Source organism: Nocardioides thalensis, from assembly GCF_013410655.1.
In the GTDB taxonomy this organism is placed as follows: Bacteria; Actinomycetota; Actinomycetes; order Propionibacteriales; family Nocardioidaceae; genus Nocardioides; species Nocardioides thalensis.
Window position 1 is genome coordinate 3,836,927 of record NZ_JACCFP010000001.1, and the last position, 25,728, is coordinate 3,862,654.

Genomic DNA, 25,728 nt, shown 5'->3' on the forward strand with positions numbered 1-25,728 from the left:
GCGCTTCCTAGCCCAGCAGTGCGTCGTAGGCGGTCGCGCTCGAGTCGCGGAGGAAGGTCGAGCACCGCTCCCACTCGTCGTCCTCGCCGATCGCCTTCGCCGCCTTGGCGAGCAGCGCGAGGCAGGTCAGGAAGCCGCGGTTGGGCTCGTGCTCCCACGGCACCGGGCCGTGGCCCTTCCACCCGTTGCGGCGGAGCAGGTCGAGGGAGCGGTGGTAGCCGACGCGCGCGTAGGCGTAGACGGTCACGTCGTCGGCGCCCTGGTCGACGGCCTGGCTCGCGAGCGCGGCCCAGGCCGCGGGCGACGCCGGGTGCGCGCGTACGGCGCCCGCGGGCGGCGTACCGGCCGCGAGGTCTGATGCGGCGGGGTCCTCGGGCAGGTGGGTGGGCGGCGGTCCGGCCATCAGGTCCATTCCGGTCATGGAGGCATTGTGCCCGGGCGGCGTACCGTCAGGTCCGTGAACCCCTACGAGCGCTACGCGCTGCCCTGGGTGATCGACGTCGCGTGCGGCGCGAAGCCGATCCGCGAGAAGCGCGCCGAGCTGGTGCCGCGCGCCCACGGCCGGGTGCTCGAGATCGGCATCGGCACCGGCCACAACCTGCGTTACTACGACCCCGCGAAGGTCACCGAGCTGATCGCGCTCGACCCTGCGGAGCAGATGCACGGCAAGGCGCAGAAGCGCGCCCAGGAGGCGGGCCTCGAGGTCGACGTCCGCGGGGTCTCCGCCGAGGGCATCCCGCTCGAGGACGGCGAGATCGACACCGTGGTGTGCACGTTCACGCTGTGCACGATCCCCGACCCGGGTGCCGCCGTGACCGAGATGCGCCGCGTGCTCAGGCACGGCGGCGAGCTGATCTTCTGCGAGCACGGGCTCGCCCCCGACCCGGGCGTGCAGAAGTGGCAGCGCCGGCTCAACCCGATCCAGAACCGCGTCGGCGGCGGCTGCAACCTCGACCGCGACATCGGGGCGCTGATCGGCGCGGACTTCGACGTGTCGCGGATGGAGACCGGCTACATGCAGGGCCCGAAGTTCGGCGGCTTCCTCTACTGGGGCACCGCCAGCTGACTCTCCCGGACCGGCACGCCGCCGGGCGGAGGGGGCGGATGTGGGTCAGGGCCGAGTCGGCGCGTGATCACGCGCCGACTCGGCATCCCTCACGCGTGAAGATGAGCCGATTCGGCACCCCCAGGCGTGAAGATGTGCCGACTCGGCGTTGCGGGTCAGAGGACGAAGCCGAACAGCGGGCTGTCGGGCGAGACCTTCTCGACGCGCATCTGGGAGGCGGTCATCCGCTCCAGCAGGCCAGGCAGGTCGTCGCGGTTCTGCATCTCGATGCCGACGAGCGCCGGTCCGGTCTCGCGGTTGTTGCGCTTGGTGTACTCGAACAGCGTGATGTCGTCGTCGGGGCCGAGCACCTCGTCGAGGAACCGCCGCAGCGCGCCCGGCTCCTGCGGGAACTCCACGAGGAAGTAGTGCTTCAGGCCCTCGTGCACGAGCGCCCGCTCGACCACCTCGGCGTAGCGCGAGACGTCGTTGTTGCCGCCGGAGACCACGCACACCACGGACGCCCCGCTCGGCAGCTCGCGGGACACCTGCCGCAGCGCCGCGGAGGCGAGCGCGCCGGCGGGCTCGGCGATGATGCCGTCGACCTGGTAGAGGTCGAGCATCTCGACGCAGACCGCGCCCTCGGCGACCGACGTGGTCAGGACGTCGACCTGGGCCACGGCCCGGTCGACGACGGCGTGCGTGACGTCGCCGATCCGGCGTACGGCGGCGCCGTCGACGAACGGGTCGATGGTGCCGAGGTCGACCGGCCTCCCCGAGCGCAGGGCCGCCGCGAGCGAGGCCGCGCCGGCCGGCTCCGCCGCCACGACCCGCGTGGTCGGCGCCCGCTCGGCGAGCAGGGTGAGGCAGCCGGCGAGCAGTCCGGCGCCGCCGACGGGGATGACCAGCGCGTCCGGGATGAAGCCGGCGGCCGACGCCTGCGCCAGCACCTCCGCCGCGACCGTGCCCTGCCCCGCGACGACCTCCGGGTGGTCGAAGGCGGGTACGACGGTCGCGCCCGACGCGTCGGCGTACTCCGCCGCCGCCAGCACCGAGTCGTCGTAGGTGTCGCCGGCGATGACGACGTCGACGTGCTCACCGCCGAGCGCGGCCACCCGGTCGCGCTTCTGGCGCGGCGTGGTGCGCGGCAGGAAGATCGTGGCCCGCACGCCGGCCCGGGCGCACGCGAACGCGACGCCCTGCGCGTGGTTGCCCGCGGACGCGCACGTGACGCCTGCGGCGCGCTGCTCGTCCGACAGGCCGGACACGACGGCGTACGCCCCGCGCACCTTGTAGGAGCGCACCGGCGTCAGGTCCTCCCGCTTGAGCCAGACGTCGAGCCCGGTGAGCTCCGACAGCCGCGGCGAGCGGTGCAGCGGCGTCGGGTCGATGACACCGCCGAGCGTCGCCGCGGCCCGGTCGACGTCAGCCGCGGACGGCAACCCCGCCGCTCCGGTGGCTGACCTGCGAGGCGTGCCGGTGGTTGAGGTGCGAGGCGCCCCGGCGCCGAGCCTCGAAACCTCCGGCACGACCGGTCACCCGACCGTCTTGCCGGCCGACCGCAGGTGCTCGCAGGCCTCCACCACGCGGGCGGCCATGCCGGCCTCTGCGGCCTTGCCCCACGCGCGCGGGTCGTAGGTCTTCTTGTTGCCGACCTCGCCGTCGACCTTGAGGACGCCGTCGTAGTTCTGGAACATGTGCGCCGCGACCGGGCGGGTGAACGCGTACTGCGTGTCGGTGTCGACGTTCATCTTCACCACGCCGTAGTCGACGGACGCCGCGATCTCCTCCGCGGTCGAGCCGGAGCCGCCGTGGAAGACCAGGTCGAAGGGCTTGGCGTCGGCGGCGAGCCCGAGCTCCTTCACGACCGCCTCCTGCGCGGCCTTGAGGATCTCGGGGCGCAGCTTGACGTTGCCCGGCTTGTAGACGCCGTGGACGTTGCCGAACGTGAGCGCGGTCAGGTAGCGGCCGTTCTCGCCGACGCCGAGCGCGCGCACGGTCGCGAGCGCGTCCTCGGGGGTCGTGTAGAGGTGCTCGCCCATGCCGCCCTCGACGCCGTCCTCCTCGCCACCGACGACGCCGACCTCGATCTCGAGGATGATGTTGGCCGCCTTGGCCTTGGCCAGCAGCTCCTCGGCGATCTGGAGGTTCTCGTCGAGCGGTACGGCGGAGCCGTCCCACATGTGCGACTGGAACAGGGGCGCCTCGCCGCGCTGGACCCGCTCGGCGGAGATGTCGAGCAGCGGCCGGACGAAGCCGTCGAGCTTGTCCTTCGGGCAGTGGTCGGTGTGGAGCGCGATGTTGACCGGGTAGTTCTTCGCGACCTCGGCGGCGTACGCCGCGAACGCCACCGACCCGGTGACCATGTCCTTGACCGTGGGGCCGGAGAGGTACTCCGCACCGCCGGTCGAGATCTGGATGATGCCGTCGGCGCCGGCGTCGGCGAACCCCTTCAGGGCCGCGTTGAGGGTCTGCGAGGACGACACGTTGATCGCCGGGAACGCGAAGGAGTTGGCCTTCGCGGCGTCCAGCATCTCGGCGTACTTCTCGGGGGTGGCGATGGGCATGGCTGCGCTGCTCCTGCTCACGAGTGTTCCGGTACGCCGTTCACACTAGCCCCCGACGGCGTGGCAACCGATCGTGGTCCGGGTCCGTATCCAGCGGTGAGAGACTCTGCACACACCGGAGGACAGCCATGCAGGACACCACCGACCGATTCGCCGAGCACCTCGACGCCGCGATCGGCGCGCCGCCACCCGACGACGCCTCCCTCGACCGCCTGCTCGTCGCCGGCCGCCGGGCGCGGACCCGACGCCGCCTGGCGATCGGAGCAGGTACGGCGGCCGCGGCGATCGTCCTCGGCGGCACGACGTGGGCGCTCGCGCCCGGCGGCGACAGCGCGACGGCGCCCGACAGCACCCCGATCGCCAACCAGCCGTCCGCGCCGGCGGACGCCGGCCCGGGCAGCGGGGCGGGCGACGAGGGCCCGCTCGAGGGCAACCTCCTGGTCGCCTTCGGCCCCGACGGCAAGTTGGTGATCGAGGACGGCTGGACCATCACCCAGCGGATCGACAACCCCATGGGGGTCGAGCCCCCCGAGCGCTCGGTGGCACTGGAAATCACCGACGGCACGGACCGCTATTGGTACTTCCTGCACGGCGACGAGGACGGCTGGGGCGCATCGCCCGACCCGGCCCAGAAGGGTTTCGCCACCCTCGAGGAGTGGGCCGCGGACCAGGCCGCGGCCAACCAGAGCTCGCCGACCGACCCGCTGACGGAGCAGCTCACCCTGCGGCCCGACGGCACCCTGGTCTCCTCCGACCCGGCGGTCGTCGTCGTCGACCAGCGGTCGGGCGTCGACCTCGGGCCCGACGTCGGCCCGGGAGCCAGGACCACCGTCGCCGAGCTCGGCTACGACGGCGAGCGCTGGTTCGTCTGGGCCGTCCGGAGGACCGACGGCGGCTTCGAGTCGGGTCCGCCCATCAACACCCCGAAGGCCGGCACCACGCTCGACTCGGCCATCGACTACTTCCGGGCGCAGTACGCCTCGGGCGAGGGCGTGCGGTGATCCGCGACCGCGAGGCGTCGTACGTCGAGTTCGTGACGACCCGGCGCGACCACCTCCGCCGGGTGGCCTACGCGCTGTGCGGCGACTGGCACCGCGCCGACGACCTGGTGCAGACCGCGCTGGTGAAGCTCTACGTCGCGTGGCCGCGGGTACGGCGCACCGGGTCGGAGGAGGCCTACGCCCGGACCATCCTGGTCCGCGCGAGCATCGACGAGTCGCGGCGGCCGTGGCGACGAGAGCGACCGACCGAGGCGGTCCCTGACGCCCCGGCGGCCGCTCCCCTTGCCGCCGAGGAGCGCTCGGCGCTCCTCGACGCGCTCCACGCGCTGCCCCCACAGCAACGCGTGGCCGTCGTGCTGCGGCACTGGCTCGGGCTGTCCGTCGCCGAGGCCGCCAAGGAGATGAGGATCAGTGAGGGCACGGTCAAGAGCCACACCTCGCGCGGCCTCGCGGCCCTGCGGTCGGTGCTCGACCCCGCCGGCACGTGACGGGCGGCTGCCCGGCAACCGCCTGAGGAGGTGTCCTAGCCGACGCCCTCGAGCTCGGGGGTCCGCGACCAGCGGATCGCCGGGCCGAGGGCCGAGGCCAGGTGCATGACGGCGGCGACGACGTACGCCGTCACCAACCGGCCGTCGCCGACCTCGCGAGCCGCGATCATCGCCAGCACCGCCGCGCCCACGGTGATCGCCAGGTAGACGAACATCTTCCGGCGGCCTCGGGCGAGCTCCTCGCGCGTGGAGTACGGCGGGAACGGCTCGGTCTTCTGGCTCATGGCGGGTCCTGGCTGCGGTGGTCGTCTGCAGCGCGACGCTAACCCGGCTCATGGTCCGGCGTCCCCGGAATCAGCCGATCGTCGCCGCTGCACGCCCTGCCCCTTCCCTGGCCGGCCCAGCGCCGGCGGTCACCCCCTCAGACGCACGGCGGCCGCTTCGGTTGCCTCCGGCTCCGATTTCTTGCGAAGCGCGCTCGGCGGAGCAACAAATCACCTACGCTGCGCTCGCCGACAGGACTACTCGGGATTTCCTCCCGGTGAAGGAGCACCCATGCGCCGCCCTCTGATCGCCGCTGCCGCCGCAGCCGTCGCCTTCTCGCTGATGCCCGCGACGTCCGTCGCCGACGACAGCGCCGCCGCGCGGGGCGTAGACATCACGCCGCCCGCGGTGGGCAGCTGCCACGCGACGACGTACGGCGAGGCGATGGCCAAGTCGGACCCCGATCCCGCGGTCCCGTGCTCTGATGCGCACACCGGCCTGACCTTCAAGGTCGTCGACCTCGGCACTTCGCCCGACTGGGACGACGATGCGCTCCCTCGCATCGTCACCAACCGCTGCTCCGACGCCTGGCACGAGGTCCTGGGCGACAACCCGAAGGTGATCACCCGCTCGGCCTACACGTTCTTCTGGTTCATGCCCACCAAGGCGCAGCGCGATGCCGGTGCCACCTGGGCGAGTTGCGACGCCAGCCTGTGGGGCGGGAAGAACCGCCTGGCTCCGCTCCCGGCAGGCGAGGACATCTCCCTCGGCAGCCTCCCGCTGCCGGCCCGGGTCGCCAAGTGCCGTGGCGGGAAGCGCGCGGACTACGCCTACACGGTCTGCTCTCGTCAGCACTCGTTCAAGGCGACGATCTCCGTCCGCTACCCGCACAAGACCTATCCGGGCCGTCGCGCCGCCGAGAGGTTCGCGAAGCGAGCCTGCGCCAAGCGCGTGACGACGGCCTACTTCGCGGAGGACGTCTGGAGCAAGCGGGCGTGGCAGGCCGGCTACCGACACGCGGTCTGCCTGCCCGAGGTCCGGGGCTGAGCTGAACGGCTGACGTCAGCCGCGCCAGGCCTCGTCCGACGTCAGGTCGGCGTGCTGCACGACCCAGGAGTGCATCGCGATCGCGGCCGCCGCGGAGGCGTTGATCGACCGGGTCGACCCGAACTGGGCGATCGAGAACGTGCCGGCGCACGCGGCGCGGGCGGCCTCCGACAGGCCCGGGCCCTCCTGGCCGAAGAGGAAGCACACCCGGCGAGGGATCTCCATCGTCTCCAGGTGCGCCGAGCCGGGCAGGTTGTCGACGCCGAGCAGCGGTACGGCGCCGCCGGGCAGCGCGTCGAGATAGTCGGCGAGGTCGTCGACCGTCGGGTGGTGGCGCACGTGCTGGTAGCGGTCGGTCACCATCGCGCCGCGACGGTTCCACCGCCGGTTGCCGACGATGTGCACCTCGGCGGCGAGGAACGCGTTGGCCGACCGGACGATCGTCCCGATGTTGAAGTCGTGCTGCCAGTTCTCGATCGCCACGTGGAAGTCGTGCCGCCGGGTGTCGAGGTCCGCGACGATCGCGTCGAGCGCCCAGTAGCGGTAGCGGTCGACGACGTTGCGGCGGTCACCCTCGGCGAGCAGCGCGGCGTCGTACTGCTCGCCCTCCGGCCACGGGCCCTCCCACGGGCCGACCCCGACCTCGGGCCGCCCGTGCGGCATCGGGTCGTACGGCGCCCGCTGCTCGTCGTCGGGCTCGTCCACGCGCCGCAGCCTAGATCAGCGCTCACGCCGGGTCCGGCTCCGGCACGTTGCGGCCGGCGACCACGTGGACGCGTGCGCCCGCGAGCGCGGCGGTGACCACGAGCAGGAGGCACGTGCCGCCGATGCCGAGGACGGCCGGCCACGGGATGGTCGTCGCCGCGCCCGGGACGTCGCGGTCGACCGCCAGCCGCACCACTCCCGCGCAGAAGGCCGCGATCAGCCCGCCGATCACCAGCCCCGCACCGCCGATGAACGCGGCCTCCCACATCGCCGCGTGGCGCACCTGGCGCGGCGTCGCTCCGAGGAGACGGATGACGGCGTCCTGGCGACGTCGTTGCGACGCGCCGACCAGCGTGGCGTTCACCATCGCGATCGCGGCGTACAGGCCCGCCGGGCCGAGGAGGATCCACAGCCCGAAGCTGTTGGCCCTGCGGCTCGCAGCGTCGTTCTCGGCGAGGTACTCCTCCGCGGTCAGCACCCGGCCTCCGTCCGGCATCCCGGCGACCAGCGCCGCGCGCACCTCCTCGGGATTCTCGTCGTCTTCCGGGACCACGAAGACAAGCTCCGGGGGTGTCTCCGCCACGAGCGGCGCGACCAGGTCCTCGGGGACGAGCATCTCGCCGTACAGGCCCGGGGCGTCCGGCACCACGGCGGCGATCCGCAGCCTCACCTCCTTGCCGGCGACCCGCGCCGGGAGGGTGTCGCCCACGTCCCCGCCCGCGTCGGTCGTCCAGGTCTCGGAGACGGCGATCGTCGCTCCGTGCAGGTCGTCCAGCGAACCCCGCACGGCCCGCAGGCCGCGCGCCGCACCGGCGTCCTCGAGGTCGACGACGTCGACGTCCTCCCGCTCCCCGCGGACCGTGAGGCCGACCCGCCGCCGCTCGTCGGCAACCGCGACGGCCGGGTCCGCCGCGACTGAGTCCGCGACCTCCGCATTCCCGCCGGTCGCGACGACGAGCGGCGCCTCGAGCTGCGCCCGGTCCTGGGCGGTGGTCCAGTCGGCGACGAAGCTGAGGGTCACGATCAGCGAGCAGGCGATGCCGGAGATCGCCACCACCGGCGCGGCGAGCGCGGCGGTGGTCCGGCTCGCGGCCGTGAGCTGGTCGCGAGCCAGACGCGCGGTCACGTGGGCGCCGACGAAGGGTCGTGCCAGGAGACGGGCCGACGCCGGGAGCAGCAGGGTGCCGACGCACATCACGCCGATCACCAGCAGCTCGGGCAGGAAGATCGCCACGACCATCGCGAACAGAGGCGGCATGTCCCTGGCGACCACGGCGACGGCGACGACTGCCGCGGCGCAGACGAGAGCGACGAGGAGCTGGACGACACCGGGGCGACGGCGCTCGACGTTCGCCTCCCGCAACGCGGCCGCCGGAGGCACGCGGGACGCGCGCTTCGAGGAGCGCCAGGCGCCCATCAGCGCCACCGCGACGCCGACGGGCACGGCGATCGACCAGGCGAGCCACGCCGGCGGCGCGTCGAGGTGCAGGTCGGTGAGGCCGTAGGCCCGGATCGCCCAGAGCGCGACGGGCGTCAGGGCCGTGCTGGCCAGCGCTCCGACGACGCTCGCGGCGACGGCGACGACCCCCGACTCGAGCAGGATCATCCGCCGTACCTGCCGCGGCGTCGCCCCGATGAGACGCGCGAGCCCGAGCTCGCGACGACGGGTCGCGACCACGAAGCCGAACGTGCTGCCGACGACGAACACCGCCATGAACAGGGAGATCCCCGACATGGTCCCGAACATCGAGGAGAGGTCGTTGAGCTCGGTGCGCTCGGCGAGCGTCACGTCGTCCGCCTCGGCGCTCCGGGCCACCGCCCCGATCAGCGCGACCGTGACGCCGAGCAGCACGACGCCGAAGACGAGGGCCACGAACGCCCCGAGGTAGGCGGGCCACGTCTGCCGCACGTTCTGGCGGCTGAGCCGGAGGATCATGACTCGAGCTCGCTCATGGCCGCAGCGATGTGGGCTGCGTCGGCGCGGTCCATGCGCCCGACGATCTGGCCGTCGGCGAGGAACAGCGTGTGGTGCGCGTACGACGCCGCGAGGGGGTCGTGCGTCACCATCACCACCGTCTGGCCGTCGTCGGCGAGCGCCCGGAGCAGCTCGAGGACCTCCCGGCCGGTCCGCCGGTCCAGCGCCCCGGTGGGCTCGTCGGCGAACAGCACGTCGGGGCGGCTGTGCAGGGCGCGAGCGATCGCCACCCGCTGCTGCTGTCCGCCGGACAGCTCCGGTGGCCGGCGTCCTGCGAGGTCCCGCAGGCCGACCTGCGCCAGCGCGTCCAGCACCGCAGCGCGACGCACCGGCAGGCCGGCGAGACGTGCCGGCGCGGCGACGTTGTCGGCGACGGTCAGCGCGTCGAGGAGGTTGTAGGACTGAAAGACGAACGCCATCGCCGTACGGCGGAACTTCGTCAGCGCGGTCTCGTCCAGGCCGTCCAGCGCCGTGCCGCCGATCGACACCCGCCCGCGCGTCGGCCGGTCGAGACCGGCCGCGATCTGGAGCAGGGTCGACTTGCCCGAGCCGGACGGGCCCATCACGGCGGTGAAGCTGCCGCGGGCGAAGACGTGGGTGACGCCGCGCAGCGCGTGGACGTCCCCGGACCGGGAGCGGTAGGTGCGGGTGACCCCGTCGACGGCGACGGCGATCGTGTCGTGCGACGTGGTCGCGGTGGCGTGGTGGCTCATGGGACGAGTCCACCCGGGAAACCCGGGTCGCACAGGGGGCTGTGCGCGACACCAGGGGTAGCGCCTGCGCTACCCCGCCCGCCGCTCCCCCGATCTAGGGTCGTGGCATGCGCACCTCCCCGGACGCCTGGGCGGCCGTCCGTGGACGACCGTGGGAGTTCCTGGCGTCCTGGTGGCCGTGGCGCTCGATCGGCTACCTGCTGACCACGGTCCCCGTGGGGATGACGGTCCTCGTGAGCCTGGTCCTGCTGCTCGGCGTCGGGGTCGTGACCCTCGTCGTGGTGGTGGGAGTCGTGGTGCTGGCAGCGATCCCGCGCGTCACCGGCGGGATCGGGATCCTCGAGCGGGCGCGGGTGCGCCTGGTGCTGCCCCGGGACGACGGCGGCGCCGCGCCGACGCTCCGCGAGCGGCTGCTGGCCGGCCGCGGCCTCCGGGTCTCGTGGTCGGAGATCGGGTACGCCGTCCTGCTCGCCGGCGTGCTCTGGGTGGTCGACGCGCTGGTCCTGCTGTTCACGATCACCACGGCCGTCGTCCTCCTGCTGGCGCCCTACCTGGTCCGGTTCGACACCCTCGGGATGCTCGGGTGGGACATCGACAGCACCCGCGAGGCCTGGGTCGCGTTCGGTCTCGGCATCCCGACGACCGTCGCGGCGGCGTACGTCGTCACCGGCGTCGCCTGCGGGCAGGCGGCGCTGGCGCGGCTGCTGCTGGACCCGCCGGAGCACCGTCTCGTGCAGGCGGTCGCCGACCTCCGCCGGTCGCGGGTCGACCTCGTCGGCGCGTTCGAGACCGAGCGGCGCCGGATCGAGCGCGACCTGCACGACGGCGTCCAGCAGCGGCTGCTCGCCCTCACGATGACGCTGGGCCGCGCCGAGCTCGACGTCCCGGAGGGGCCCGGCCTCGACCTCCTGCGCGAGGCGCACGAGCAGGCGGAGGCGGCGCTCGAGGAGCTGCGGTTCACCGTGCGGGGGATCCATCCGCGTGTGCTGACCGACCACGGCCTCGCGGCGGCCGTCGACGACATCGCCGACCGTTCGCCCGTTCCGGTCGACACCACGATCATGCTGCCGGGGCGGCTTCCCGCACCGGTCGAGGCCGCGGCGTACTTCGTCGTCAGCGAGGCGCTGACGAACGTCGCGCGCCATGCCCGCGCGCGCTCGGTCCGGGTGCGCGCCTGGGTCGAGCGGGACAGGCTGGTGCTGACCGTCGTCGACGACGGCGACGGCGGGGCGGACCCCGCGAGCGGTTCCGGCCTCGCCGGGCTGGCCCTCCGGCTGGAGGCCCTGGACGGCACCCTCGACGTGCACAGCCCGCCCGGTGGCCCGACGGAGGTGAGGATGGAGTGCCCGATCGACGCAGGCTGAGGGTCGTGATCGCCGAGGACGTCGCCCTCCTGCGGGAGGGCCTGGCCGCGATCCTGGAGCGGGCCGGCCACGACGTGCTGGCGGCCGTCGGCGACGCCGACGCACTGTTGGCGTACGTCGAGCACGCGGAGCCCGACCTCGTGGTCACGGACATCCGGATGCCGCCCGACTTCTCCGACGAGGGGCTCCGGGCCGCGGTGGCCGTCCGGGCGGCGCACCCGGAGATCGCCATCATGGTGCTCTCCGCCTACATCGCCGACGCCTACCTCGCCGACCTGCTCGACAACGCGCCCGGCGGGGGCATCGGCTACCTCCTCAAGGACCGGGTCGGTCACGTGCGCGAGTTCCTCGACAGCATCGACCGGGTCGCCGAAGGCGAGACCGTGGTGGACCCGGAGGTCGTCCGCCAGCTGCTGCGGCGACGGCGTGACGACGGCCCGCTCGCCGCCCTCACCCAGCGCGAGCGCGAGGTGCTGGCGCTGATGGCGCAGGGGCGCACCAACGGCTCCATCGCGGCCGAGCTCGTGGTCAGCGAGGCGGCGGTGCGCAAGCACGTGGGCAGCATCTTCGCGAAGGTGCCGATCGAGCCCGCGGCCGACCGCCGGGTGTCCGCGGTGCTCGCCTACCTGCGCGAGTCAGGGTAATTCCCGATGTGCCTGTCGGGACCCGCCGGTACCTTTGGAGGGTGCCTGCACTGCCCGAGATCGTGCCGCTGTTCTTGGGCATCGACTGGCTCGACCCCGAGTGGCTCCTCGACCGCTTCGGCCCGGAGTTCCTCTGGATCTCCCTGCTGATCCTGTTCGTCGAGTGCGGCCTGTTCTTCCCGTTCCTCCCGGGTGACGCGCTGCTGTTCGCCTACGGCGTCTTCGTCGCGACCGAGCGCATCGACGTGTTCCCCGGCTCGCCGCTGGTGGAGCTGCTCGTCGGCACCACGCTGATGGTGGTCGCGGCCTTCGGCGGCAACGTCGCCGGCTACGAGATCGGCCGCAAGCTCGGCCCTCCGCTCTACGCGCGCGACGGGCGGCTGCTCAAGCGGCGCTACTTCGAGGAGACCGAGGTCTTCTTCGACAAGCACGGCAACAAGGCGCTGGTCATCGGCCGGTTCGTCGCGTTCGTCCGCACCTACATCACCATCGTCGCCGGGGTCACCCGGATGGACCGCGCTCGGTTCTACACGTGGAGCCTGATCGGGGCGGTGCTCTGGGTCGACTCGATCGCGATGCTCGGCTACTTCCTGGGCCGGAAGGTGCCGTGGCTCAGCCACAACATCGACTACGTGATCATCGCGATCTTCGGCTTCGGCGGTCTGCTGATGCTCTTCGAGGCGATCCGGCGGCGTCGTACCAACGCGCCGGAGGCCGACGACCGCGACCACGACGGCCGCCCCGACCGCGACATCGCCGGCTTCGACGTCTGAGCGCGGGGAGCGAGGCACGAGCGGGTCCGCGCGAAGCGGCATCCAGGAGCGTCTGAGCGCGCCGATCAGCCGCCGTCGGCGATCCGCACCAGGCCGGCCAGCGTCGCGACGTACAGCGTGCCGTCCGGGCCCAGGGAGATCGACGAGTAGTGGTTGTTCCACTGGATGCCGGTCCCGGTGAGCACGCTCCACGCGGTCCGGCCGGTGCGGATGTCGATGGCAGTGACGTACCAGGGATCGACCACGTCGAGCAGGCCCGTCCGCGGCGGCTTCGTGTAGGCGTAGACGAGGCCGTTGCCGAGTGAGGCCTTGGGCACCGACGTCGGGGCGACTGACGGGTTCGTCCACGCGAGGTGGCAGCCGCCGGGCCCGATCATCACCCGCGCGATGCCGGGTATCGTGGTGCGGCCGAGCAGGGTGCTCTGCGGGCCGGCGTAACCGTAGTTGTTCTCGATGATCACCGAGTTGCCGGCCGCCACCAGGCTGTTCTCGGTGGTGCCCGCGTTGTCGGGCAGCACGGGGACGCTGCACAGCTCGGCGCCGCCGCCCTCGCGGGTGCGGTCGTAGACGACCACCCGGGTGCGCGGGTCGGCGTTGTCGGCGATGACGACCCACCGGTCGCCGATCAGCGTCGGCGTGGTGCCCGAGCCCTGCGACAGCATGCCGGGCTTGAGCCGGGTGCCGCGGTCGTAGGCCTGGCGCCACGTGACCTCGGGCGTGCCGGCCTCGTCGGCGTCGAGCCGGTAGAGCGCGTGCGTGGTCACCACGTAGATGCCGCCGGTCTCGTCGCCGGAGATCGAGTTGAAGATGCCCTCGCCGGCCGGCAGCTGGTGGACCGCGACCTCTCCGGTCCCACGGTCCACGGTGCCGACGCGGCCGTCCTGGCTGACCCACCAGACCCGGCCGTCCCAGTCGGGCATCGTGGCGACCAGGCAGTCGTCCTCGGGGACGACGGCGCTGAGGTCGTGGTCGGTCACCCGGGCGAGCGAGCCGTCGGCCGCCACCTGCACCTCGGCGAGGCTCCGGTCGGTCGTGGTGACGACCGCCCGGTCGGCGTCGTCGAGGAAGAAGTAGGTGCCGCCGCAGATGTCGCTCAGCGGGTTGGCACCCGAGAGCAGGTTGCGCGAGGAGATCTGGAGCTGGTCGATGGGCTCGAGCGACACCGGGTCGATGACCATCATCACGAAGCCCTCGAGGCCGCCGCACAGCCCGACGATCCGGCCCTGGCTGTCGAACGCGATCGTCGCGCACTCGCGGACGCCGTAGCTGGCGGACGTCACGCGCAGCCGGTTGCCCAGCGGCCCGCTGACGGCGTACGCGTCGGAGCTGTAGGCGTCGTTGTGCATGCCGCTCGCGCCGTTGGGCGCCAGGTGCGGGTTGCGCGGGATCCCCGGGTGCTCGAGCGGCTGCGCGGGCACCGGCGCCCCCTGGAACCGCGGCACGAGCAGGTCGGTCGGCAGCGACGGGATCGGAAGGCCCGGCACCGTCGGCAGCGCCGGGAGCCCGGGCAGCGCGGGGACGTCGGGGTCGGCGGCGTCGGCGGCGACGGCAGGGACCTTGGCCGCGCCGAGCGCGGTCGTGAGAGCGACGAGTACGACGACGACGGCGAGGCGTCGCGGGCGGATGGGGGCCGGCTTCACACCCGGTCAACGACGCGGGGTGGAACACGTTCCACTTATGCGGCTACTCCTCGCCGGGAGCGCGCACCCGCGACCGCACCCGGAGCACGACCCACCACGCGACCGCGAGCACGACGACCGCGATGACGACCCACTGGAAGACGCCGACGACGGGCTCCACCTTGTGCCACTGCTCGCCGAGGTAGTAGCCGAGCAGCACGAACGTGGTGTTCCAGATCGCGCTGCCCGCCAGGGTCAGGCCGAGGAACGTCACCAGGGGCATCCGCTCCACGCCGGCGGGCACCGAGATCAGGCTGCGGAAGATCGGGATGAACCGGCCGAAGAACACCGCCTTGCGGCCGTGCCGCCCGAACCACGCCTCGGTGCGCTCGAGGTCGTCGTGCTTGGTGAGCGGGAGGCGGTCCCAGATCCAGTACATCCGGTCGCGGCCGAAGATCGCGCCCACGGCGTAGAGGACGGTCGCGCCGACGACCGAGCCGACGGTCGTCCAGATCAGCGCTGCCGCCAGGTTGATGTCGCCCTGGCTCGCGGAGAAGCCGGCCAGGGGCAGGATCAGCTCGCTGGGGACGGGCGGGAAGAGGTTCTCGATCGCGATCGCCGCGCCGGCGCCGACGGCGCCCATCTTCTCCATCAGGTCGACGGCGAAGCCGGCGACTCCCCCGATGTCGTCGGGGTTGGTGGTGGTCACGCGCCGGCCGCCGCCCGGGCAGCGTCGAGGTCGGCCTTGGTGAGCACGGCGTGGACCTCGAGGCCGACGTCGGCGAGCGGGTTCTCACCCTCGGGGCTGCGGTCGATCGCGCACACCACGTGCTCGACGATCGCCCCGCCCTCGCGCAGCGCGCGCGTGGCGTCCCGCACGGCGCCGCCGGTCGTGATGACGTCCTCGATCAGCGTGACCCGCTTGCCGCGGAAGTCGGGCCCCTCGGCGAGCTTGCAGGTGCCGTACTTCTTGGCCTCCTTGCGCACGAAGAGGGCCGGCATGCCGAGCAGCTGGCTGACCGCCGTCGCGATCGGGATGCCGCCCATCTCGAGGCCGCCGAGCAGCTCGGTGTCGGCAGGGAGCAGCTGGCACATCTCCCGGGCGACCCGGGCGAGCAGCAGCGGGTCGGCCTCGAAGAGGTACTTGTCGAAGTACTCCGTGCTCACCTGCCCCGACCGGAGCGTGAACTCCCCGGTGAGCCGGCAGGTGGCGTCGATGTCGGCAGCGAGCGAGGTGTCGGTCGTCGTCACGGGGCACAGGCTACTTGCGCCGCTACTGTCGACCTCGTGCGCCACCATGCCGAACCACGGGCCGGTCGTCATGCCCGCCGCCTCGACGGCATCCCGCCGACGATCTTCGCCGAGATGTCCGCGCTGGCGGTGCGCACGGGCTCGGTCAATCTCGGTCAGGGCTTCCCCGACAGCGACGGCCCACCCGAGGTCATCGCCCGCGCGGTCGCGGCCCTCGAGGGCGGCGGCAACCAGTACGCCCCGGGCAGCGGCGTGCCCGCGCTCCGCCAGGCGATCGCGCGCCACCAGCAGAGGCACTATGGGATCGAGCTGGACCCCGACACCCAGGTGCTCGTCACGACCGGGTGCACGGAGGCGATCGCGGCCGCGCTGCTCGGCCTGGTCGACCCGGGTGACGAGGTGGTGGTGCTGGAGCCCTACTACGACTCCTACACCGCGATGATCGGGTTCGCGGGCGGCGTACGCCGGCCGGTGACACTGCGGGCGCCCGACTTCCGCCTCGACGCCGACGAGCTGCGGGCGGCCGTCACGGCGCGCACCCGGCTGATCCTGCTCAACAGCCCGCACAACCCGACGGGAAGCGTGCTGACCCGCGCCGAGCTGGAGGCCGTCGCGGCGGTCGCCGTGGAGCACGACCTGGTCGTGGTCACCGACGAGGTCTACGAGCACCTGACCTTCGACGGCCGCGAGCACGTGCCGATCGCGACCCTGCCCGGCATGGCCGAGCGGACCCTGACCCTGTCGAGCGCCGGCAAGTCCTACTCGTTCACCGGTTGGAAGGTCGGCTGGGCCACCGGGCCCGCCGACCTGGTCGCCGCCACCCTCGGGGCCAAGCAGTGGCTGACGTTCACCTCGGGCGCACCGCTGCAGCCGGCCGTCGCGCTGGCGCTCGACGAGCACCCGGACTTCCCGCTCCAGCTCGCGCGCAGCCTGCAGGAGCGGCGGGACCACCTGCGCTCGGGGCTCACGGCGGCCGGGCTGGCGCCGTACGTCCCGGAGGGCACGTACTTCGTCAGCACCGACATCTCCCACCTCGGCTGGGCGAGCGGCCGGGAGTTCTGCCTGGCGCTGCCGGAGCGGGCCGGCGTGGTGGCGGTGCCGATGGAGGTGTTCTACGACCGGCCCGACGAGCCGGGTGGCGGGCGGCAGCTGGTGCGGTGGGCGTTCTGCAAGGACGTGGCGGTGATCGACGAGGCCGCGACGCGGCTCGCCGGCGCCGACCTCAACGCCTGAAGTACGCGGCGACCTCGGGGCGGAGCAGCAGCGCGCAGGTGACGGCGGCGGCCGCGACGAGCACGACGAGGAACGGCGCCATCAGGGCCATGACCAGCATCAGCAGGCCGGACACCGCCGCGGAGATGATCAGCACGATCCGCGCCCACTCGACGCGGCGGTAGGCGAGGATCGCCAGCCCGGCGGCGGCGAGGCTCCACACGACGAACACGGCGCTGATGACCACGGTCGCCGCGGTCAGCTCGTCCCTGCCGAGCCCCTGGAGGTCCACGCCCTGGCCCTCGGCGTCGGCGATCGCCTGGTCCATCAGCGAGGGGTCGGCGAGCAGGAGGAGGGCGGCGAGGCCCATCGCTCCGGCGACGGTGAGGCTGGAGACCCAGGTGATGACGCAGGCGGCGATCAGCCGGCCCGGCCGGATCGGCTGTACGCCGGCCGCGGGTGGGTGCGGCGGGTGGGCGGGCCGCCCGGTCAGCGGCTGCTCCGGCACGGGCGCGCCGTACACCCCCTCGTAGGGCGGCGGGGCCGCCGGCGACCGGGGGTCGGCCCGCGGTGCCTCCGGCGCCGGGGGCGCGAACGGGTCGGGTCGCTCCTCCCGTGTCGGCGTGCTGCCGCCGCGCTCGGGGCGCTGCGGCGTCCACGGCCGGCCGGCGAACCAGTCGCGGGTCGGCCGCAGCCAGAGCATGACGACGCCGGCGACGACCATCGGCGCGAAGAACCCGGCGGTCGCGAAGCCGCCGACCGCGATCAGCGGCGCGAGCAGGGTGAGCGCGAGCCGGGCGCTGGTCGAGCGCCGGAGCGCGTGGAAGCCGAGGATCGCCGACGCGGTCGCCGCGCCCGCGGCGACCATGCAGAGCACCCGGATGACCTCCGAGAGCGTCGAGACCGACATCCCGAGCCCGTCGAGCCCCGGCTCGGAGAGCACCCGCTGGAGCTCCTCCTGGACCTCGAGCGTGTGCAGCGTCGAGATCCGCTGCCAGGCGGTGAGCACGAGCACGACCGACCCGCCGATGATCAGCCACCCGGCGAGGGTGGTCTGACCCGGACGGGGCGACGAGCTGCTCATGCCCCCCATTCCACCAGAGGGGTGGGCCTCCCGAGCGGCCCGGTCGCTCAGGCGGCGCAGTGGCAGGCGTGCTGGGGGCGCGGGGCGACGGCGCGCTCGCCCATGAAGCCGCTGGTGTAGGCGGTCACGACCAGCTGGAGGCGGTCGCGGCGGTTCATCTTGGTGAGCAGGCGGCGGACGTGGCTCTTGACCGTGCAGATGCTGACGAACAGCTCCTCGGCGATCTCCGCGTTGGAGCGGCCCATCGCGAGCAGGGTGAGCACGTCGGCCTCACGCGGGGTGAGCTTGACCTCGCGACGACCGGGGACGGTGGCGGGCTCGGGCGTGCGGGTCAGCTGGATCGGCTGGGCGGGGATGGTGGCGGTGGCCATGAGGGGTTCTCCTGATGTTGCTCTCTCGGGGTATGCACAGAGCCTCTCCCGGACCGCATGCGCAAGGCATCGTGCAAATGCGCCACGTGTGGCCATGATCGCTCCCCCGGATCTAGACAGTCCGCCTCCGGGATGAACTTCGGCGGGTTAGCGTTCCGCTCGTGGGTGAGCTGCTGGTAGGGCGCGCCGCGCCCGCCGACGAGCTCCTCGAGCGCCTCGGCGGAGGCGGGCGGGTCGTCCTCTACGGGGAGGCGGGGGTCGGCAAGACGGCCCTCGTCCGCGCCGTGCTGGCCGGCCGGGGCTACCGCGAGGGCGGCTGCCTCGCGACGCTGGCGTGGTCGCCGTACCTCCCGCTCCGCAGGGCGTTCGGCCGTGACCTGCCCGACGAGACCTGGACCGGCGACGCCGAGTACGTCGCCACCGCCGTCACCGAGGCGCTGGCCGGCGAGACGCTCTTCGTCGACGACGTGCAGTGGGCCGACCCCGGCTCGCTGCGGGTCGTGGAGATCCTGGGCGACAGCCTGCCCCTCGTGCTCGCCGTACGGCGCGGCGACCCGGCGGCCGCGCCGACCCTCGAGCGGCTGGGCGTCGGGGTCGCCGATCGGCTCGACCTCGACCCGCTCGCTCCCGACGACGCCGCCGAGCTGGTGCGCGCGCTGCGGCCCAAGCTGGGCAGCGCGGACGTCCAGGACCTGGTGCGCCGGTCGGGCGGCAACCCGCTGCTCATCGAGGAGCTGGCCGACAGCGACCGGGGCACAGAGAGCCTGCACCTGGCGGTGCTCGCGCGCTGCCGGGCGCTCCCGGAGGACCAGCTCGACGCGCTGTCGCTGCTCACGGTCGCCGGCCGGCCGCTGCCGACCTCCGACGTCCCGGGCGCCGACGGGCTGGTCGAGGCCGGCCTCGCCGTCGCGGGTGACGGCTACGCGACGATCCGGCACAGCCTGGTCGCCGAGGTCATCGGCGACCTGATCTCCGACGACCGCGAGCGCCGCTGCCACCTCCAGCTCACCGAGCTGCTCACCCACCCCGGAGAGGTCGCGGTCCACCTGCTGGCGGCCGGTGAGCCGGCGGCGGCGTACGACGCCGCGATGCGCGCCGTCGAGGGCGCGCGGACCCCCGGCGAACGGGTGGCCCACCTCGAGACCGCCGCGCGGTGCGTGGACCCCGAGACCGGCGCGGAGTTCCGGCTCCAGGCCGCCGAGGCCGCCAATGAGGTGGACGAGTCGACCAAGGCCGCGGCCCTGCTCGACGACCTCCCCGACCGCGAGGACCTGCGCTTCCGGGTCGCGCGGCAGCGGGCGATCATCGCCTACTTCGAGGGCGACGGCCCGGCGCAGCGCGCCGCGCTCGACGCGCAGGTCGCGGCGGCGCGTCCCGGCACCGTCGAGGAGGTCGTCACCCTGGCCGAGCTCAGCTTCATGCGGATCGTGGTCGACGGGCACTACGAGGAGTCGCTCCGGCTCGCCGAGCAGGCGGTGGCCCTGGCCGAGCAGGTCGACGCCGGCCATGTCGCCGCGCTCAAGGCGCTCGCCGACGCCCTGTACCTCAACGGCGACGACCGCTGGCGCGAGGCGATGCCGGCGGCGATCGCGCGTGCCCGCGCCGACGGCGACTTCGCGCGGGAGTGGCGGATCGCCAACAACTACATCTCCGCGATGGAGTCCTTCGGTCCGCACGACGGCGCGCTGGCGCTCGCCAGCGAGATGCGCGAGCGGTGCGCCGCGCTGCGGCTGATGGAGCTCCAGCGCAACTTCGAGTTCCGCGAGCTCAACCTGGCCAGCCACGCGTGCCGCTACGACCTGGTGCTCGACCAGGCGCCCACGCTGCTCGCGGCGCGCGGGTCCTCGGAGCAGTACCTGGTCGACCTCTCGTTCACGCTCGCCGCCGCGCAGTTCGACCTCGGCATGATCGACGAGGGCCTCGCCACCGCGGAGGGCATGCTCGCGCGTGCTTCCGAGCGGGCGCGCAGCAGCTATCACCTGGTCCGGGCCTGGGGCTTCCTCGAGGCAGGGCTGCCCGAGCGCGTGCTCGACGAGGAGCCCGCCTTCCACGCCGCCGAGCTCGACCAGATGCGGATCGCCCTCGCCGGGCCGATCTTCGCGTGGGCCGCGCTCGAGACGGGCGCCGACGAGCCGCCACCCCCGCCGGTCATCCCCGACACCGGGCTGGTCTCCGGAGCGGGCGCGGAGCTCGCAGGCGTCGCGGCACTGCGGGCGGGCGACCCGGCCGCCGCGGCCGACGCGTTCGCCGCGGCCGTCCAGGGCTACGAGGGTCACCGCCGCGGCGTCGTGCGGACCGGCTGGGCGTACGGCGAGGCGCTCCGCCTCGCCGGCGACCCCGACGCCGAGCGCACCCTGCTCGCCGCCGAGGCCGACGCGCGCCAGCTGGGGCTGGTCGGCGTGACCAACCGGTGCGAGCGGTCGCTGCGGGCGATGGGCGTACGGCGCAGCGCGGCCATCGCGCGCTCGTCCGACTCGCCGCTCACCGCGCGGGAGCACGAGATCGTGCTGCTCGCGGCGGAGGGGCTCACCGACAAGGCGATCGCCGCGCGGCTCGGGATCGCCCACCGCACCGTGCAGACCCTGCTCGCCAACGCCCGCCGCAAGGTCGGCGCCGAGAACCGCGGCCACCTCATCAGCCTGGTCGCCGGCAGATGACGCTCCCGTTCGTGGTCGTCGAGGCCGGACCCGCCGTGCTCGCCGACGCCCGCGCCGACCTGCGAGCAGTGGGCTGGCACGTGGTCGGGCGGCTGGACGACGGCCCGCGCTCCGGCGGCCTGGTGCTCGCCCTCCCGGTCGCCGACGAGGACGCCGCTGCGGTCGCGCTGTTCAGCGCGATCGAGGGCGTCGGCCTGCTCGTCGACGCGAGCGCCGCCGAGCGCCACGTCGTCGACCGGCTCTGCGACGACCTGCGCCGGATCGGCCACCTCGACCACCGGGTCTCGGCGGCGGGGCCGCTCCTCGACGAGGAGGAGCGGGCCGTCATGGACCTCCTCGCCGGCGGGTCCACCCTCGGCGCCGCGGCCACCGCCCTGCACCTCTCGCGCCGCTCCGCCGACCGCCGCCTGGCATCCGCCCGCGCCAAGCTCGGCGCCCCCGCCACGGGTGCCGCCATCGCGGCGTACCGCCGCCGCCTCGAACGCCTCCCCCACCCCTCCGCCTGACGAACCGGCACACATCGGGGTCCGAACCGGCACATTCCCGCGCGCGAACCCGCAGGGTCCGGGTGCGAACCGGCACGGTTCCGGGCAGTCGCGCGCGAAGCCTGCCGGCTCAGACCCCGAAGTGTGCCGGTTCGGACCCCGAAGTGTGCCGGTTCGGCGGAAAGGATCAGCCGACGGTGAGCGTGAGGCCGTCGTCGCCGCGGTCGACGGTGACCGAGCCGCCGTCGCCGACGTCGCCGCCGATGAGCAGGCGGGCGAGCGGGTCGCCGATGGCGGTCTGCACGAGGCGGCGCAGCGGGCGGGCGCCGTACGCCGGGTCGTAGCCGACGTCGGCGAGCCACTGCTTCGCGGCGTCGGTGACCTCGATCGAGATCCGTCGTACGGCGAGCCGCTTGCCGAGCAGGCCCAGCTGGAGGTCGACGATGTGCGCGAGGTCGTCCTTCGACAGCGCGTCGAACGTGACGATCTCGTCGAGCCGGTTGAGGAACTCCGGCTTGAAGCTCTGCCTCACCAGCGCGAGCACGGACTCCTTCTGCTTCTCCGGGTCGAGCAGCGGGTCCACGAGGAACTGCGAGCCCAGGTTGGAGGTCAGGATCAGGATCGTGTTGCGGAAGTCGACCGTGCGACCCTGGCCGTCGGTGAGGCGCCCGTCGTCGAGCACCTGCAGCAGGATGTCGAAGACCTCGGGGTGGGCCTTCTCCACCTCGTCGAGGAGCACGACCGAGTAGGGCCGTCGCCGGACCGCCTCGGTGAGCTGGCCGCCCTCGTCGTAGCCGACGTAGCCGGGGGGCGCACCGACCAGGCGGGCGACCGAGTGCTTCTCGGCGTACTCGCTCATGTCGATCCGCACGATCGCCCGCTCGTCGTCGAACAGGAAGTCGGCGAGCGACTTCGCCAGCTCGGTCTTGCCGACGCCCGTCGGGCCGAGGAAGAGGAACGACCCGGTCGGCCGGTCGGGGTCGGCGATGCCGGCCCGCGCTCGCCGTACGGCGTCGGAGACCGCGCGCACCGCGTCGGCCTGGCCGATCAGCCTCTGGCCGATGACCGCCTCCATCTCGAGCAGCTTGGCGGTCTCGCCCTGGAGCATCCGGCCCGTGGGGATGCCGGTCCACGCCTCGACCACCTCGGCCACCTGCTCGGCACCGACCTCCTCGCCGACGAGCTTCTCGTCGTCGACGTCCTCGTCGGCGGTGGCCGCCGAGGCGGCCTCGATCTGCCGCTCCAGTGCGGGGATCTGGCCGTAGAGGATCTCGGAGGCCTCCTCGTAGTTCTGCTCTCGCTGGAGCTTGTCGGCCTCGACCCGGAGCGCGTCGAGCTGGCGCCGCAGCTCGCCCTCGCCCTCGAGGGAGGACTTCTCCCGCTCCCACCGGGCCTCCAGTCCGCGGAGCTCCTCCTCCTTGTCGGCCAGGTCGGCCTTCAGCGCGGCGAGCCGCTCGACCGAGGCGTCGTCCGACTCGCGCTCGAGCGCGAACTGCTCCATCTTCAGCCGGTCGACCTGGCGCCGGAGCTGGTCGATCTCCTCGGGCGAGGACTCGATCTCCATCCGCAGCCGTGACGCGGCCTCGTCGATCAGGTCGATCGCCTTGTCGGGCAGCTGGCGCCCGGAGATGTAGCGGTCGGACAGGGTCGCGGCGGCCACCAGCGCGGCGTCGGTGATGCGCACGCCATGGTGGGCCTCGTACTTCTCCTGGATGCCGCGCAGGATCTGGATCGTGTCCTCGACCGACGGCTCGCCGACGAAGACCTGCTGGAACCGCCGCTCCAGGGCGGGGTCCTTCTCGATCCGCTCGCGGTACTCGTCGAGCGTGGTGGCGCCGATCATGTGCAGCTCGCCGCGCGCGAGCATCGGCTTGAGCATGTTGCCGGCGTCCATGGCCGAGTCGCCGCCGGCGCCCGCGCCGACCACCGTGTGCAGCTCGTCGATGAACGTGATGACCTGGCCGCCGGCGCCCTTGATGTCCTCGAGCACGGCCTTGAGCCGCTCCTCGAACTCGCCGCGGTACTTCGCGCCCGCCACCATCGCGGCGAGGTCGAGCGACAGCACGCGGCGATCCTTCAGGGAGTCGGGTACGTCGCCGGCGACGACACGCTGGGCGAGGCCCTCGACGACGGCGGTCTTGCCGACGCCGGGCTCCCCGATGAGCACCGGGTTGTTCTTGGTACGGCGGCTCAGCACCTGCACGACCCGGCGGATCTCGGCGTCGCGGCCGATGACCGGGTCCAGGCGGCCCTCCTCGGCGGCGGCGGTGAGGTCGACGGAGTACTTCTCGAGCGCGTCGTACGTCGACTCCGCGTCCTGGCTGGTGACGCGGCGGTGACCGCGGACGGCGGTCAGCGACTCGCGCAGGCCGTCGGCGGTGAGGCCGGCGTCGGTGAGCACCTTCTGCGCGCTGCTCTCGACGGTCGCGAGCGCGATCAGCAGGTGCTCGCTGGCGACGTAGTCGTCCTTCATCGACTGCGCGAGGTCGAGCGCCTGCGCGAGGACGCGGGTGAGCGCGGCGGATCCCGCCGGCTGCTGCACGGTGGCCCCGGACGCGGTCGGGAGCGCGTCGCGGGCCGCGGCCGCCGTACGGACGAGCGCGGGGGCGTCGACGCCCGCCTTCGTCACCAGCTGCGCCGCGGTGCCGTCCTGCTGGAGGAGGAGCGCGACGAGCAGGTGGAGGGGCTCGACGGTCGAGTGGCCGGCGGTGGTGGCCGCGAGCTGGGCAGCCTCGATCGCCTCGCGGCTGCGCGTGGTGAACTTGTCGGCACCGAAGGTGCTCATGGGCGACTCCTGCTGGGGTGTGCTGATCCTACGATCGGAACAACGCTCCGAAAGTTGAGTCTGTTCCACTCAACTTCGTTCCGTGACCGATGTCTGTTTGACCGGCGCTCGAAGTTGGTAGAGGAGATGCGTCAGCCCGATCTCCGGCGAACCGCCGGCGGTGCGCCATCTCGGAAGGAACCCTCGTCGTGGTCGATTCGGCAGTGCTCGCCCGGTTTCCCGGCCTCCATGCCCGTCTGGGCGAATACAAGCTGGCCGCCATCGACGCCATGATGAAGGCCAACGGCTGGACCGTGGAGGACGAGCTGTACACCCAGCACTCCACCACGTCCTACTACTGGGCCGAGCGGCCGGGCGCCAACGGCGAGGGCGGCGGAAAGGGCGGCTGGTCCAACGACCTCCCGCAGACGGGCGAGGAGGACTACACCAAGTCATTCGACGCAGTGCGGCAGCGCTGCGACGCGATCTGGGACCGCTGGCTGTCGTCGAACGTCGACCAGGCGAGTGCCGAGAAGGCCGTCAACGCGCTGGCCGAGGCCCACGCGATCATCGCGGCCGAGGGGACCGTCGTCGACGGCAACTCGGAGGGCACCGGCACCATCAACATCGAGTTCGAGGACCTCGCGGCCATCGTGAACGAGCACCACGTGTCCGGTGGGCTCTTCGACGCGTTCCGCAAGAACTTCCTCTTCAAGCTCGACGACGTCACCGGCAACATCGACGCCCTGCTGATCAAGGTGGGCGGGGCGGCCTGCGCGGAGCTCGCGGTCTGGGCCGAGCAGAAGTGCACCGCGGTGCTGCTGTTCGAGGACAGCCTCGCGAAGCTGAAGGCCGCCCGGACGTCGAGCAGCGCCAGCTGGGAGACGTTCTTCAAGATCGCCGGCTGGGCGGTCGCCGGAGGCGCGGCGTTCATCAGCGGCGGGGCGGCGGCCGTCCTCGGGGTCGCATCCGTCGGCGTCGCCGTCGGCGCGGACGTCACGAAGACGAGCGTCCCCGAGCCCGCGACCGAGTACGAGTCGATCATGAGCACGGTGGAGAACGCCAAGAAGGACCTGGTGAAGGCGATCGACACCGAGCTCGCCGCGATCCGCGACGACTGCATGGCCATCGCCGACATCGGGGACACCGGCCCGAACACGCGGGCCAAGTACCAGATCGACGACCCGGGGACGAAGGAGCGCGAGGGCGGGCTCACCATCACCGACGGCTCCCAGCTCGCCGCCGGCATCTCGTTCGACCTCAACAAGGTCAGCCGCATCTGGACCAGCGTCCTGCCCAACGTCGCGTCGAGCCTGCGCACCTGCAACTCCCAGCTCGCGAAGGCCGAGTACCCCTCCGGCGGCTTCGTGTGCCTCGGGCTCCCCACGGGCGGCGACTACGGCGCCCTGGCCGCCTACGACAGCGCCCTCGGGCTGCTCATCGAGCTGGTCGGCCTCCTCAAGCAGGACGTCAACAACGCCGCCGACAACCTCGAGCTCGGCGTGCGCGACCTGAACAACCAGGACGCCGCCTCCCAGTCCGCCCTCGATGCGCTGCACAGGAGGGTCAGCGACCAGGAGCAGCACACTCCGTGGGACGGGCAGAACAACCACCACCACCAGGAGGGCGACGAGGTCAACCACCCGCCCCCGCCCCGCCCGCCCTATCGGTACGGACCGATCTGAGCCGTCAGCCCGGG

General features: G+C 73.0%; 24 protein-coding genes. 11 read left to right on the forward strand and 13 right to left on the reverse strand.

All coding sequences use genetic code 11. From position 1 onward, the window contains the following. Positions 1-7 precede the first annotated feature (7 nt). On the reverse strand, positions 8-421 hold the full coding sequence (locus HNR19_RS18690) for a DUF3151 domain-containing protein (protein WP_179669314.1): 414 nt from the start codon (positions 419-421) through the stop codon (positions 8-10). Between the two features lie 36 nt (positions 422-457). Between HNR19_RS18690 and HNR19_RS18695 the strand changes: the two genes are divergently transcribed. After that, positions 458-1,066 carry a methyltransferase domain-containing protein gene (locus HNR19_RS18695; RefSeq protein WP_179669315.1) on the forward strand — a complete coding sequence of 203 codons (609 nt, stop codon included), beginning with the start codon at positions 458-460 and terminating at the stop codon, positions 1,064-1,066. Positions 1,067-1,221: 155 nt separating this feature from the next. On the opposite strand, the gene ilvA is transcribed toward HNR19_RS18695, so the two are convergent. Both ilvA and fbaA read right to left on the reverse strand, forming a co-directional pair. Next, positions 1,222-2,487, reverse strand: coding sequence for a threonine ammonia-lyase IlvA (gene ilvA / locus HNR19_RS18700; RefSeq protein WP_179669316.1), 1,266 nt, complete (start codon positions 2,485-2,487; stop codon positions 1,222-1,224). A 93-nt stretch (positions 2,488-2,580) separates the two neighbouring features. Next, a complete protein-coding gene (fbaA, locus tag HNR19_RS18705) occupies positions 2,581-3,612 on the reverse strand; it encodes a class II fructose-bisphosphate aldolase (protein ID WP_179669317.1) in 1,032 nt (343 codons plus the stop codon). A gap of 128 nt (positions 3,613-3,740) precedes the next feature. On the opposite strand from fbaA, the gene HNR19_RS22965 reads away from it, so the two are divergent. Continuing rightward, the gene (locus HNR19_RS22965; protein ID WP_179669318.1) at positions 3,741-4,613 is read left to right on the forward strand and encodes a hypothetical protein; all 873 of its coding nucleotides are present in this window, start codon (positions 3,741-3,743) and stop codon (positions 4,611-4,613) included. Next, positions 4,610-5,101, forward strand: coding sequence for a SigE family RNA polymerase sigma factor (locus HNR19_RS18715; protein ID WP_179669319.1), 492 nt, complete (start codon positions 4,610-4,612; stop codon positions 5,099-5,101). The genes HNR19_RS22965 and HNR19_RS18715 overlap by 4 nt, the downstream gene beginning before the upstream one ends. 35 nt (positions 5,102-5,136) lie before the next feature. Here HNR19_RS18715 and HNR19_RS18720 read toward each other — a convergent pair whose 3' ends face one another. After that, a complete protein-coding gene (locus HNR19_RS18720; RefSeq protein WP_179669320.1) occupies positions 5,137-5,385 on the reverse strand; it encodes a hypothetical protein in 249 nt (82 codons plus the stop codon). A 271-nt stretch (positions 5,386-5,656) separates the two neighbouring features. Between HNR19_RS18720 and HNR19_RS18725 the strand changes: the two genes are divergently transcribed. After that, positions 5,657-6,412 (forward strand): septum formation family protein, encoded by a 756-nt coding sequence (locus HNR19_RS18725; RefSeq protein WP_179669321.1) that lies wholly within the window; start codon positions 5,657-5,659, stop codon positions 6,410-6,412. 15 nt (positions 6,413-6,427) lie between these two features. On the opposite strand, the gene HNR19_RS18730 is transcribed toward HNR19_RS18725, so the two are convergent. The 3 genes from HNR19_RS18730 to HNR19_RS18740 form a co-directional block, all read right to left on the reverse strand. Beyond that, positions 6,428-7,075, reverse strand: a complete 648-nt coding sequence (locus HNR19_RS18730) for a TrmH family RNA methyltransferase (RefSeq protein WP_179670374.1) — start codon at positions 7,073-7,075, stop codon at positions 6,428-6,430. 64 nt (positions 7,076-7,139) lie between these two features. Continuing rightward, on the reverse strand, positions 7,140-9,053 hold the full coding sequence (locus HNR19_RS18735; RefSeq protein WP_179669322.1) for an FtsX-like permease family protein: 1,914 nt from the start codon (positions 9,051-9,053) through the stop codon (positions 7,140-7,142). Beyond that, positions 9,050-9,805, reverse strand: a complete 756-nt coding sequence (locus HNR19_RS18740; RefSeq protein WP_179669323.1) for an ABC transporter ATP-binding protein — start codon at positions 9,803-9,805, stop codon at positions 9,050-9,052. Before HNR19_RS18740 ends, HNR19_RS18735 begins: the two co-directional genes overlap by 4 nt. Positions 9,806-9,912: 107 nt before the next feature. Here HNR19_RS18740 and HNR19_RS18745 point away from each other — a divergent pair, with 107 nt between their 5' ends. The 3 genes from HNR19_RS18745 to HNR19_RS18755 are packed head-to-tail and all read left to right on the forward strand — an operon-like array spanning position 9,913 to position 12,586. Next, positions 9,913-11,169 carry a sensor histidine kinase gene (locus HNR19_RS18745; protein WP_179669324.1) on the forward strand — a complete coding sequence of 419 codons (1,257 nt, stop codon included), beginning with the start codon at positions 9,913-9,915 and terminating at the stop codon, positions 11,167-11,169. Further along, positions 11,166-11,813, forward strand: coding sequence for a response regulator transcription factor (locus HNR19_RS18750; RefSeq protein WP_218910828.1), 648 nt, complete (start codon positions 11,166-11,168; stop codon positions 11,811-11,813). The genes HNR19_RS18745 and HNR19_RS18750 overlap by 4 nt, the downstream gene beginning before the upstream one ends. A 41-nt stretch (positions 11,814-11,854) precedes the next feature. After that, entirely contained in the window at positions 11,855-12,586 is a 732-nt protein-coding gene (locus tag HNR19_RS18755; protein WP_343047273.1) for a DedA family protein, read from the forward strand. Between the two features lie 65 nt (positions 12,587-12,651). Here the strand turns inward: HNR19_RS18755 and HNR19_RS18760 are convergent, their stop codons facing one another. Genes HNR19_RS18760 through pyrE form a run of 3 tightly spaced genes read right to left on the reverse strand, consistent with a single transcriptional unit; the run spans position 12,652 to position 15,456 of the window. Beyond that, a complete protein-coding gene (locus HNR19_RS18760; RefSeq protein WP_179669326.1) occupies positions 12,652-14,226 on the reverse strand; it encodes an NHL repeat-containing protein in 1,575 nt (524 codons plus the stop codon). A gap of 43 nt (positions 14,227-14,269) precedes the next feature. Then, positions 14,270-14,914 carry a DedA family protein gene (locus tag HNR19_RS18765; protein WP_343047274.1) on the reverse strand — a complete coding sequence of 215 codons (645 nt, stop codon included), beginning with the start codon at positions 14,912-14,914 and terminating at the stop codon, positions 14,270-14,272. Further along, positions 14,911-15,456, reverse strand: coding sequence for an orotate phosphoribosyltransferase (gene pyrE / locus HNR19_RS18770; protein WP_343047275.1), 546 nt, complete (start codon positions 15,454-15,456; stop codon positions 14,911-14,913). The genes HNR19_RS18765 and pyrE overlap by 4 nt, the downstream gene beginning before the upstream one ends. 36 nt (positions 15,457-15,492) lie before the next feature. Between pyrE and HNR19_RS18775 the strand changes: the two genes are divergently transcribed. Next, on the forward strand, positions 15,493-16,689 hold the full coding sequence (locus HNR19_RS18775; protein ID WP_343047276.1) for a pyridoxal phosphate-dependent aminotransferase: 1,197 nt from the start codon (positions 15,493-15,495) through the stop codon (positions 16,687-16,689). Here HNR19_RS18775 and HNR19_RS18780 read toward each other — a convergent pair. Further along, positions 16,679-17,752: a hypothetical protein gene (locus tag HNR19_RS18780; protein ID WP_179669327.1), complete on the reverse strand. Its 1,074-nt coding sequence runs from the start codon at positions 17,750-17,752 to the stop codon at positions 16,679-16,681. The two genes, HNR19_RS18775 and HNR19_RS18780, sit on opposite strands and share 11 nt — an antisense overlap. Before the next feature lie 47 nt (positions 17,753-17,799). Next, entirely contained in the window at positions 17,800-18,123 is a 324-nt protein-coding gene (locus HNR19_RS18785; RefSeq protein WP_246303546.1) for a response regulator transcription factor, read from the reverse strand. A gap of 161 nt (positions 18,124-18,284) precedes the next feature. Here HNR19_RS18785 and HNR19_RS18790 point away from each other — a divergent pair, with 161 nt between their 5' ends. After that, positions 18,285-20,780, forward strand: a complete 2,496-nt coding sequence (locus HNR19_RS18790) for a LuxR C-terminal-related transcriptional regulator (RefSeq protein ID WP_179669329.1) — start codon at positions 18,285-18,287, stop codon at positions 20,778-20,780. Then, on the forward strand, positions 20,777-21,286 hold the full coding sequence (locus tag HNR19_RS18795; protein WP_179669330.1) for a hypothetical protein: 510 nt from the start codon (positions 20,777-20,779) through the stop codon (positions 21,284-21,286). The genes HNR19_RS18790 and HNR19_RS18795 overlap by 4 nt, the downstream gene beginning before the upstream one ends. Before the next feature lie 166 nt (positions 21,287-21,452). Here the strand turns inward: HNR19_RS18795 and clpB are convergent, their stop codons facing one another. Further along, positions 21,453-24,050: an ATP-dependent chaperone ClpB gene (clpB, locus tag HNR19_RS18800; protein WP_179669331.1), complete on the reverse strand. Its 2,598-nt coding sequence runs from the start codon at positions 24,048-24,050 to the stop codon at positions 21,453-21,455. A gap of 188 nt (positions 24,051-24,238) precedes the next feature. On the opposite strand from clpB, the gene HNR19_RS18805 reads away from it, so the two are divergent. Further along, a complete protein-coding gene (locus HNR19_RS18805) occupies positions 24,239-25,714 on the forward strand; it encodes a hypothetical protein (protein ID WP_179669332.1) in 1,476 nt (491 codons plus the stop codon). The last annotated feature ends 14 nt before the right edge of the window (positions 25,715-25,728 follow it).

Coding starts and splice junctions, on each gene's coding strand:
- HNR19_RS18745 (WP_179669324.1), top strand. CDS start 9,913: ATGCGCACCTCCCCGGACGCCTGGGCGGCCGTCCGTGGACGACCGTGG.
- HNR19_RS22965 (WP_179669318.1), top strand. CDS start 3,741: ATGCAGGACACCACCGACCGATTCGCCGAGCACCTCGACGCCGCGATC.
- HNR19_RS18785 (WP_246303546.1), bottom strand. CDS start 18,123: ATGGCCACCGCCACCATCCCCGCCCAGCCGATCCAGCTGACCCGCACG.
- HNR19_RS18725 (WP_179669321.1), top strand. CDS start 5,657: ATGCGCCGCCCTCTGATCGCCGCTGCCGCCGCAGCCGTCGCCTTCTCG.
- clpB (WP_179669331.1), bottom strand. CDS start 24,050: ATGAGCACCTTCGGTGCCGACAAGTTCACCACGCGCAGCCGCGAGGCG.
- HNR19_RS18780 (WP_179669327.1), bottom strand. CDS start 17,752: ATGAGCAGCTCGTCGCCCCGTCCGGGTCAGACCACCCTCGCCGGGTGG.
- HNR19_RS18690 (WP_179669314.1), bottom strand. CDS start 421: ATGACCGGAATGGACCTGATGGCCGGACCGCCGCCCACCCACCTGCCC.
- fbaA (WP_179669317.1), bottom strand. CDS start 3,612: ATGCCCATCGCCACCCCCGAGAAGTACGCCGAGATGCTGGACGCCGCG.
- HNR19_RS18740 (WP_179669323.1), bottom strand. CDS start 9,805: ATGAGCCACCACGCCACCGCGACCACGTCGCACGACACGATCGCCGTC.
- HNR19_RS18730 (WP_179670374.1), bottom strand. CDS start 7,075: ATGCCGCACGGGCGGCCCGAGGTCGGGGTCGGCCCGTGGGAGGGCCCG.
- HNR19_RS18720 (WP_179669320.1), bottom strand. CDS start 5,385: ATGAGCCAGAAGACCGAGCCGTTCCCGCCGTACTCCACGCGCGAGGAG.
- HNR19_RS18735 (WP_179669322.1), bottom strand. CDS start 9,053: ATGATCCTCCGGCTCAGCCGCCAGAACGTGCGGCAGACGTGGCCCGCC.
- HNR19_RS18795 (WP_179669330.1), top strand. CDS start 20,777: ATGACGCTCCCGTTCGTGGTCGTCGAGGCCGGACCCGCCGTGCTCGCC.